This window comes from Limnohabitans sp. (genome assembly GCF_031538885.1).
Lineage (GTDB): Bacteria > Pseudomonadota > Gammaproteobacteria > Burkholderiales > Burkholderiaceae_C > Limnohabitans.
Window position 1 is genome coordinate 1 of sequence record NZ_JAVKLW010000073.1, and the last position, 9,382, is coordinate 9,382.

A 9,382-nucleotide genomic window follows, 5' to 3' on the forward strand; every position below is an offset into this window, starting at 1 on the left:
AACCGTGACGGATGAGGAATTGACTATGATTGAAAACCGATTGAATCACCGCCCCAGAAAGCGACTAGGATTCAAGACACCTCACGAGGTATTCCATGCCTCGTTAAAGCGTGTTGCACTTCGTCCTTGAATCCGCCGAGTACGTTTTTCAGGGGTAAGGTCATTTATTTATCAACTACGGGCCAAGCACTGTTTTGATGATCCATCAGAGCACCTAATCAATAACTCAACTGCCCCCAGGCCTTCTCCAACCGCCTCACACTCACCGGCTGGGGCGTGCGTAGCTCTTGCGCGAAGAAGCTCACGCGCAGCTCTTCCAGTAACCAGTGGAACTCTTGCATGCGCGCATCGGTCACGCCTTTGCGCTCGGCCACGAGCCGCCAATATTTTTGTTCCAGTGGTTTGAGTTCGGCCAGCTTCGCCGCATCGCGTGCGGGGTCGGTACGCAGTTTGTCTAGGCGCAGCACCACGGCTTTGAGGTAGCGCGCAAAGTGCTGCAACTGTGTGTAGGGCGTGTCGGTAATGAAGCGTTTGCCCACCAAGCGTTGCAGTTGTTGCGCGGCATCGGCCACGCTGTCAGGGCTGGTTTTGATGTCTTTCATTTTGCGACTGGCGGCGGCAAACTCGGTCAACACCGTGCCCGCCAAGCGGGCAATTTCGTTGGCAATCAGCGTCAGGCGGCCACGGCCTTCTTCGAGGCGGCGTTTGAAATCAGCCTCACTGGTGGGCAGTGGGTCGAGCAAGAAAGCACGGTCTAGGGCCACGTCCAAAATTTGTTGCTTGAGTTCGTCATCCGTTCCCAAGCTCATGTACGCGACCGACATTTTTTGCAAGTCGGGCAAGTTTTTTTCAAGGTACTTGAGCGCGTCTTTGATTTGCAAACCAAAAAAGCGGCGTAAGCCTGCCCGGTGTTTGGCGGCCGCCACCTCGGGCTCGTCAAACACTTCGATGCGCACCGCATCGCCCACATCCACCAAGGCGGGGAAACCAATGAGGGTTTGTTGGCCTCGGGTGATTTCCATCAGCTCGGGCAACTCGCCAAAGGCCCAGCTGGTGTAGCGCTGGTCAGCGGCTTGGGCTTTGTTGTGGCTCGTCTGTTGTGGCTTTGGCTGAGACGCATTTGGGGTCAGAGCCCGATTTCCTTCGGACAATCGGGCTCTGACCCCAATTGCTTGCTTGCTCTCGTCTGCCGCTTGCGCAGCGCCCGCACTGAAGGTACCCACACCTTTGAGTGCCGCCAACGCCTGAAACGCCCCCCGCGCCTGACTGCCCAGCTCCGCCTTCAAAGCGCCCAAGTTGCGCCCGTGGCCCATCTGTCTGCCGTGCTCGTCCACCACCCGAAAGTTCATGAACAAATGCGGTGGCAGCATGTCGAGTTTGAAGTCAGCCCGCTTCACATCCACCTGCGTTTCAGCCCGCACCAGCTTAAGCAGCGCATCAATCAACGCCCCCGCGCCAAACACAGCGTCTTCAGACAAAGCCTCGGTCAACCGTGCCGCACTCTCAGGCAGCGGCACGAGGCGCGAGCGGGGCCGCTGGTGCAAGGTTTTGAGCAAGGCATGAATTTTTTGATTCAGCATGCCGGGCACCAACCACTCCGCACGTTCTTCACTCACTTGGTTCAACACAAACAGCGGCACGGTCACCGTCAGACCGTCTTTGGCGTCGCCAGGTTCGTGCAGGTAGTCGGCCGTGCAGTCCACACCGCCCATGCGCAATTTTTTAGGAAACGCCTGCGTGGTGATGCCCGCAGCTTGGTGGCGCATCAGCTCTTCACGGCTCAGGCACAAGAGCTTGGGCTGGCGTTTGACTTCCTCGCGATACCAATGCTCCAACGTGACCAAGCTGCACACATCGGTGGGCAGCTGTTGGTCGTAAAACGCATAGATCAACGCATCGTCCACCAACACGTCTTGACGGCGCGATTTGTGCTCCAGCTCTTCCACTTGCGCGATGAGTTTTTGGTTGGCCGCGAGAAACGGTAGCTTGGTGTCTAGTTCGCCCGCTACCAACCCTTCGCGAATGAAAATTTCACGCGCGCCCACCATGTCTACTTTGCTGTAACTCACGCGGCGGCCGTTGTAGACCACCAAGCCATACAAGGTGGCACGCTCTAGTGCTTTGACCTCGCCCGCTTTCTTTTCCCAATGCGGATCAAGCAATTGTTTTTTCAGCAAATGGCCGCCCACCTGCTCTAGCCACTGCGGCTCCATCGCGGCAATGCCACGGCCAAAGAGGCGCGTGGTTTCCACCAACTCGGCCACCACAATCCAACGGCCCGGTTTCTTACGCAAGTGCGCACCGGGGTGGCGGTAAAACTTGATGCCGCGTGCGCCTAAATACGCCTCGTCGTCTTCGAGCTTGCAACCCACGTTGCCCAGCAAGCCCGCCAACATCGACAGGTGCAGTTGCTCATAGCTGGCGGGCAAGGTGTTGATGCGCCATTTGTGCTCGGTCACTACGGTCAACAACTGCGTGTGCGTGTCGCGCCACTCGCGCACACGGCGCACGTTGATGAAGTTTTGGCACAGCAGCGCTTCGTATTGGCGGTTGCTCAGCTTGTGCTCGGTGGGCACGCCCGGATTATTTGGGGTCGGACCCCAATTTGATAATTGGGTTCTGACCCCAATTAATCCTTGTTTGCTTTGCGGCTGCTTGATGGCAATTTGCTGCTTCATGCTGGCAGGCACATGCGGTTTGCCGCCGCGCGAGTTTTCCAGCCATTTCCAGAGGTTGAGGTAGCCACTGAACTCGCTGCGGTCGTCGTCAAACTTGGCGTGGGTTTGGTCGGCGGCAGCTTGTGCTTCCATCGGGCGGTCGCGCACGTCTTGCACGCTCAGGGCCGAGGCAATGATGAGCACTTCGTCCAAAGCATTGCGATCACGCGCTTCCAAAATCATGCGGCCCACGCGGGGGTCAAGGGGCAGCTTGGCGAGTTCACGGCCCGTGGGCGTGAGTTCGTTGTCGTCGTCTACCGCGCCGAGTTCACTCAACAGTTGGTAGCCGTCGGCAATGGCTTTGGGGCGCGGTGCTTCGAGAAACGGAAACTGCTCCACGTTGCCCAAGTGCAGCGACTTCATGCGCAAGATCACACCCGCGAGCGAGCTGCGCAAAATTTCAGGGTCGGTAAATTTCGTTCGGCCGTTGAAGTCCACCTCGTCATACAAGCGAATACAAATGCCATTGGCCACACGGCCGCAGCGACCTGCGCGTTGGTTGGCCGCGGCTTGGCTGATGGGCTCGACCATCAACTGTTCCACCTTGCTGCGCCAGCTGTAGCGCTTGACGCGCGCCGTGCCAGCGTCAATCACATAACGAATGCCGGGCACGGTGAGCGAAGTTTCGGCTACGTTGGTGGCCAGCACAATGCGACGGCCGCCACGCGTGTCAAACACGCGGTCTTGCTCGGCGCTCGACAGTCGTGCAAACAAGGGCAGCACCTCGGCATTGCGCATGACAGGGCTGTGGCTCAGGTGGGCACGCAAGTGGTCGGCCGCTTCACGAATTTCGCGCTCGCCCGGCAAGAACACCAAAATGTCGCCCTGCTGGGACGGGTTACCCCACAGCTCATCCACGCCATCGGCAATGGCGCTGTTGAGGTCGTAGTCGCGCTTTTCTTCAAACGGGCGATAGCGCATCTCCACGGGAAAGGTGCGGCCCGACACCATCAAGACAGGCGCAGGACATAACACCATGCCCCCACGCGCCCCCACTTCGTGTGGGTCGCTGCCCCTTGCTTCGTGGGAAGCACTTTCAGTGCTTGGGGCTGAGCCCACCTTGGAGCGGCCCTGCGCTGGGCTCACCGACGCAAAGTGCTGCGCAAATCGGTCGGCATCAATCGTGGCCGAGGTGACGATGATTTTCAGGTCGGGCCTGCGCGGCAAGATCTCGCGCAAGTAGCCCAGCAGGAAGTCGATGTTCAGGCTGCGCTCGTGGGCTTCGTCAATGATGAGGGTGTCGTAGGCTTTGAGCAGAGGGTCGTTTTGCGTCTCGGCCAACAAAATGCCGTCGGTCATCAGCTTGACCGAGGCGTCTTTGCTCAAGCGGTCTTGGAAGCGCACCTTGTAGCCCACCACCTCACCCAGCGGGGTTTTTAGCTCTTCGGCAATGCGCTTGGCCACCGAGCTGGCGGCAATGCGGCGTGGCTGGGTGTGGCCGATGATTTGTTTGCGAGGGAATTTGGGCTCTGACCCCGAATTACCTCGCCCTTGATCGCGCACATCATCGGAGCTTGGTCGCTGACCGCGACCAAGGGCCAGCGCCATTTTGGGCAGTTGCGTTGTTTTGCCTGAGCCCGTTTCACCACACACGATGATGACTTGGTGCGCCTGCATCGCCGCCATAATTTCCTCGCGCCTAGCCGAGACAGGCAAGGATTCTGGAAATTCAATCTCGAAGGGAACGGACGTGGACAAAACAGGCACTAACTTGATAGACAATCCATAATTATCCCTGCCCAGCCACACCCGCGAGCGCCCTCCCCATTTACCCGCCACAAATTAGCCAATATGTCCGCCGTTTTTGACTTCACCTTTGTGCCTTGGTTCCGTTCGGTCGCGCCCTACATCCACATGCATCGCGGCAAGACCTTTGTGGTCGGCATCGCAGGCGAGGCGATTGCCGCGGGCAAGCTACCCAATTTGGCGCAAGACTTGGCACTCATCCAAAGTATGGGCGTGCGCATTGTGTTGGTTCACGGGTTTCGCCCACAGGTGAACGAACAACTGGCTGCTAAGGGTCATGTGCCTCAGTATTCGCACGGCATGCGCATCACCGACAGTGTGTCGCTCGACTGCGCGCAAGAAGCGGCAGGCCAACTGCGTTTTGAAATTGAAGCCGCCTTCAGCCAAGCCCTGCCCAACACGCCCATGGCAGGTGCCACAGTGCGCGTGATTTCGGGTAACTTCATCACCGCCCGCCCTGTGGGTATCTTGGACGGTGTGGACTTCCAACACTCGGGCCTCGTGCGTAAGGTGGATGTGGCGGGCATTACCCAAACCCTCGCCGCCAGTTCGATGGTGCTCATCTCGCCTTTCGGTTTCTCGCCCACTGGCGAAGCCTTCAACCTGACGATGGAAGAAGTCGCCACCTCGGTCGCCACCGCGCTGCAAGCCGACAAGTTGTTGTTTGTCACCGAAACACCAGGCATCCGTATTCGCCCTTCGGAGCCTGCCAGCGAAGACAACCCCATTGACACCGAGTTGCCTTTGGACGCCGCCAAGCAACTGCTGGCCACCCTGCCCCACACCACCGACCCCTCCGACATTGCCTTTTACTTGCAGCACTGCGTGAAAGCCTGCGAGACCGGTGTGGAGCGTAGCCACATCTTGCCGTTTGCGGTGGATGGCTCGCTGCTGCTAGAGGTGTACATGCACGACGGCATCGGTACCATGGTGGTGGACGAAAAACTCGAAAACCTGCGCGAAGCCACGCACGAAGATGTGGGCGGCATCTTGCAACTGATTGAACCGTTTGAGAAAGACGGCACTTTGGTCAAGCGTGACCGCAACGAGATTGAACGTGATGTCGGTCAATACACCGTCATTGAGCATGACGGTGTGATTTTCGCCTGTGCAGCGCTCTACCCCTACTCTGAAGCGCAAACTGCAGAGATGGCGGCGCTCACTGTGTCGCCTCAGTCACAAGGTCAGGGGGATGGCGAGAAGGTCTTGAAGCGCATCGAACAACGCGCCCGCAATAAAGGCCTCGAGAGCATTTTTGTGTTGACCACGCGCACCAAGCACTGGTTCTTGAAACGCGGCTTTGTACAAGTCGCCCCAGACTGGTTGCCCGAAGCGCGTAAACGCAAATACAACACCGACCGCAAGAGCTTGGTATTGGTGAAAAAACTCTAAGCGCCATGGCGCTCAGAGCAAGGCGCGCATCTTTACAGAGGAATCACGCCGCAAGCCACCCGGGGGCCTGAATTACCAGTGGGTTGTGAGCGTCCGTCATCGGGGTCACGATGTACCACCAACGCTTTACCGCGAATACTGTCTACGCCCGCAGACAAAGACAAGCCCTGCATCAACACATCCAGCTTGGCCACACCTTGGGCATCCGCCTGCAAAGCTGGCAAGTCGCCCGCATGATGGGTTACGCTGGTATGAAGACCGTGGTCATGGCTGTGAGGGTTGAAATGCCCGCCTGCACTGGTCGCATCCGGTGCAGAGCAATCACCTTTTTCATGCACATGAAAGCCGTGTTGTGCCCCTGGCTTGAGGCCACTGACTTGCCCTTGCAAGCGCACACCTTGCGGCACCTGCGACAGTTGCATCTCGCCTACTGCCGTGTATCCCTTGGTCGATTGCAATGAAACAAGGGTCGGTGAAGACGAGCCATAAGACGCACAGCCTGTGATCACAACAGCCAACACCCCAGCACTGCGGCTCAAGGTTTTTTGAAAAGTAAGCAAAGGCATGCAACAGCTCCGAAAAATAATATAGGTGCAACAGAGTTTACCCAAATACGGTCACTTCAGCCGTGCGGTCCATGCGCGCGCCAGCGTCAAGCAGGCCAACACGCCCAGCCCCACAAACGCCACGAACGACCAGATGGCAATCGAGCCACCCAAGAACGTCCAATCGACTTTGCTGCAATCACCGCCGCCTTTGAAAATCATCGGAATGGCGCGTTGCAGCGGGAAGGTTTCAATCATCCCGTAGAAGTCACGGCCACAAGACACCACCCCAGGCGGATACCACTGCAGCCACGTTTGGCGTGCGGCCACATACGCGCCACAGCCTGCCAACACCGCCAGCACACTGCCCAAGCTCCACGATGTTTTGTGCCACGACAAGGTCGCTCCCAGCAAGGCCACCAAGCCCATCAGCACCATCACATAGCGCTGCACGATGCACATCGGGCAAGGCTCCAAGCCCACCACATGTTGCAAGTACATGCCAAACGACAACAAGCCAGCACACACCCAAAAAATGAACAGCCAAACGCGGCGTGGACGATCCAAAAGTTTTAAATACACACGACTCTCCTGAGGGAAAAAATTCAATTGTCGCGGTGAAACAATCTGTCTTCACGCGAACAGCGCACATTACACGAGACAAAGCATGACGTTACGCACACCACACCTCGCTGATGCGCCCCGTTGACCGAAGTTCATCACCCGCATGCACCATTTACTCAAAAGCAGCACTGACGACAAAGCCTTCGTAAACATTGCTACAGTCTTGCCCTAGTTTCAACCTTCATCACAGAGAAGTACATCACCATGTCACGCACCGTTCACTGCATCAAACTCGGCTCGCCAGCAGAGGGCCTCGATTTGCCACCCTACCCAGGTGAGTTGGGCAAACGCATTTATGAAAGCGTCAGCAAGCAGGCCTGGGCCGATTGGATCAAGCAACAAACCATGTTGGTCAACGAAAACCGTTTGAACTTGGCCGACCAACGCGCGCGTGAGTATCTCAAGCGCCAAATGGAAAAACATTTCTTTGGCGACGGCGCAGATGCTGTGCAAGGCTACGTACCGCCTAGCGCCTAAGCCCGCGTGGGGCAGACACCACACGACGCGCCAGTCAGGCTAAGGTCGCGACTAGCGCCTTTGTGGCACGGCCACAGTCACTGGTGCCACACCCAAGCCAGCTTTGACGAGCTGGCTTTTCTACGTCTGTGGGCCGACTGGGCTGCCGACCCTCAGCGCCCCACCCATTTGCATGTGGTGGCGCACACCACGCAAGCACTGCAAGCCGATGCTCTGCTGCACGCAGCAGCCCCCCACCCCACGCTACGGCCCCTCGCCCAACAATTGGCTGCTCAATGCTGGGGGCTGTTGCCCGGTATTCATCGCTTGCGGTTCGCGCTCAACAGCCGCCACCACGCAAGCGACGAAACATGTGTCACAACATCTCACACATCTGATACCAGCTTGGCACTCACCCTCTGCGTGGGCCCACATGATGCGTGGCCGGAGTTTGCCGATGTGCTGCGTACACACCCCACAGGTACGTGCAAAACACCCAACGACATGGCAGCACTGAGCGAGCGCACCGTCACCGTCATTGGTGCAGGCATTACAGGGGCCGGCACCGCACGCGCCTTGGCCGAGCGCGACTGGCTGGTGACGGTGCTAGACGCTGGGGCAGCGCCCGCTGCTGGTGCATCAGGCTTACCCGTGGGCGTGGTGGCACCTCACACCTCCCACGACGACAGTGGCGTGTCGCGCCTCTCGCGTGCGGGCTTGCGCCTGATGATGCAAACTATGCGCACCCTGCTGACCGAAGGCGTGGACTGGGGCGGTACAGGTGTGCGCGAACGCCGCTTGCCTGGCAAAACACGGCGTGGCGGTGTGCCTCTGAGCTGGCTGCACGAACATGCCCTCACCGCGCACGACTGGACCCACCAAGCCCCGCCGCCCGCGCCTGATGATGCGTATTGGCACCCACACGGCGCATGGCTGCGGCCCACGCAACTGGTGCGCGCCTTACTTGATCATCCCAACATTCGCTGGCAAGGCCATGCCAAAGTGAATGCGCTGGCATGCATCACGCACCACGCTGGCCCTGAAAGCACCAACGCTTCACAGTGGCAAACGCTGCAAGACGGCCAAGTGCTCACTGAATCGTCGCGTGTGGTGCTGGCCGCAGGCCCTGGCTCTGCCGCACTCATTGCCACCGCAACCCAAGACGGCAGTGCCCCACGCATCAACCCGCTGCGTGGGCAAATGTCATGGGGCCTCATGGCCGATGTGCCTGCCAACGCGCACATGCCCGCCACACCTGTGAACGGCCATGGCAGCTTTGTGCACAACATCCCCTCACCCAACGGCAATGAGCCCGCGTGGTACACGGGCGCCACCTATGACCGCATACACAGCGATGCGCGCTTGCTTGATGCTGACCACGCTGAAAACTTAGACCGTTTGAAAGCCTTAGAATCCCAAACAGCGGATGCACTTGCCCCCTTGTTTGCCACCGTTGGTACAGGTGCTCCACGCGTGCATGGCTGGGCGGGTGTGCGCTGCGGCGTACACGACCGCTTGCCCATGACGGGTCGCGTGTGGAACGCACCTGAGGGCTTGTACATGAACACCGCCATGGGCTCGCGGGGCTTGACGCTAGGCCTGTTGTGTGGCGAATTGCTGGCCGCCCAATGGCATGGCGAGCCACTGCCCATCGAGGCACAGCTGATGAAGTTTTTAAGTGCCACGCGATTCAACCCCAAAGACTAAGTAAATAATCCAAAGCCGTCTCACCTACCTTCTAACAGGCTGCTGAAATACCGTCCATCAAGGTCCACGCCCGAGCCTGTTGGTGCGTTATAGACCAAGCACTATTGCAAGCCACACTTTTCAGATCATGCGCGGAGCCGACACCTTCACAGAGAGCTTATTCACCATGCGGCGTCTGGATGACTTCGTGCCTGA

The 9,382-nt window shown here is 58.5% G+C and carries 6 protein-coding genes; 3 read left to right on the forward strand and 3 right to left on the reverse strand.

All coding sequences use genetic code 11. The features are described from left to right. Window positions 1-218 precede the first annotated feature (218 nt). On the reverse strand, window positions 219-4,424 hold the full coding sequence (hrpA, locus tag RMS03_RS05910; protein ID WP_405023507.1) for an ATP-dependent RNA helicase HrpA: 4,206 nt from the start codon (window positions 4,422-4,424) through the stop codon (window positions 219-221). Between the two features lie 84 nt (window positions 4,425-4,508). Here hrpA and argA point away from each other — a divergent pair, with 84 nt between their 5' ends. Next, the gene (gene argA / locus RMS03_RS05915) at window positions 4,509-5,855 is read left to right on the forward strand and encodes an amino-acid N-acetyltransferase (protein ID WP_310626170.1); all 1,347 of its coding nucleotides are present in this window, start codon (window positions 4,509-4,511) and stop codon (window positions 5,853-5,855) included. A gap of 32 nt (window positions 5,856-5,887) precedes the next feature. Here argA and RMS03_RS05920 read toward each other — a convergent pair whose 3' ends face one another. Next, window positions 5,888-6,421: a superoxide dismutase family protein gene (locus RMS03_RS05920; protein WP_310626171.1), complete on the reverse strand. Its 534-nt coding sequence runs from the start codon at window positions 6,419-6,421 to the stop codon at window positions 5,888-5,890. A 51-nt stretch (window positions 6,422-6,472) separates the two neighbouring features. Continuing rightward, window positions 6,473-6,982 carry a disulfide bond formation protein B gene (locus RMS03_RS05925; protein ID WP_310626172.1) on the reverse strand — a complete coding sequence of 170 codons (510 nt, stop codon included), beginning with the start codon at window positions 6,980-6,982 and terminating at the stop codon, window positions 6,473-6,475. Between the two features lie 246 nt (window positions 6,983-7,228). Between RMS03_RS05925 and RMS03_RS05930 the strand changes: the two genes are divergently transcribed. Together RMS03_RS05930 and RMS03_RS05935 are read left to right on the forward strand one after the other, a co-directional pair. Beyond that, window positions 7,229-7,501, forward strand: coding sequence for an oxidative damage protection protein (locus RMS03_RS05930; RefSeq protein WP_310626173.1), 273 nt, complete (start codon window positions 7,229-7,231; stop codon window positions 7,499-7,501). Window positions 7,502-7,507: 6 nt separating this feature from the next. Next, the gene (locus tag RMS03_RS05935) at window positions 7,508-9,187 is read left to right on the forward strand and encodes an FAD-dependent oxidoreductase (protein ID WP_310626174.1); all 1,680 of its coding nucleotides are present in this window, start codon (window positions 7,508-7,510) and stop codon (window positions 9,185-9,187) included. Window positions 9,188-9,382 lie beyond the last annotated feature (195 nt).

Bases quoted from the DNA above. Each gene is read 5' to 3' on its own strand.
- RMS03_RS05920 (WP_310626171.1), bottom strand. From the start codon at position 6,421: ATGCCTTTGCTTACTTTTCAAAAAACCTTGAGCCGCAGTGCTGGGGTG.
- RMS03_RS05930 (WP_310626173.1), top strand. From the start codon at position 7,229: ATGTCACGCACCGTTCACTGCATCAAACTCGGCTCGCCAGCAGAGGGC.
- argA (WP_310626170.1), top strand. From the start codon at position 4,509: ATGTCCGCCGTTTTTGACTTCACCTTTGTGCCTTGGTTCCGTTCGGTC.